Raw genomic sequence first — 379 nt, forward strand, 5'->3', positions numbered from 1 at the left:
CTCGAGCGCCACCTCGACGGGCTCGCGGCAGCGCTGGGCGCCGCCGACGACCCGGCGCTCGACGCGCGCGAGCGCCTGCACCGGGGGGCCGCGGCGTACGTGGCGTGGGGCCTGGACCATCCCGGTGCGTACCAGCTCCTCTTCGAGAGCATCGACTCGCTGGACCTCGAGGGCGGGCAGGACCTGCCCGGCGACCGGCTCGTCGAGGAGACCGCCCAGATCCTCGTCGACGGCGGCGCGGACCGGGAGAGCGCGCGGCGCGCGGCGACCCGGGTGTGGGTCGCGCTCCACGGCCTCGTCTCGCTCCGCCTGCACAAGCCCCACCAGCAGTGGCCCGGCGACCTCGCCGACGACCGCCGCGCTCTCGTGGACGCGGTCC

General features: G+C 77.3%; 1 protein-coding gene. It reads left to right on the forward strand.

Annotated elements, in window-relative coordinates; translation table 11 throughout:
* On the forward strand, window positions 1–379 hold a 379-nt coding region (locus tag G3I78_RS50995), incomplete at both ends, for a TetR-like C-terminal domain-containing protein (protein WP_164437459.1).

Source organism: Streptomyces sp. SID13726, assembly GCF_010548375.1.
Lineage (GTDB): Bacteria > Actinomycetota > Actinomycetes > Streptomycetales > Streptomycetaceae > Streptomyces.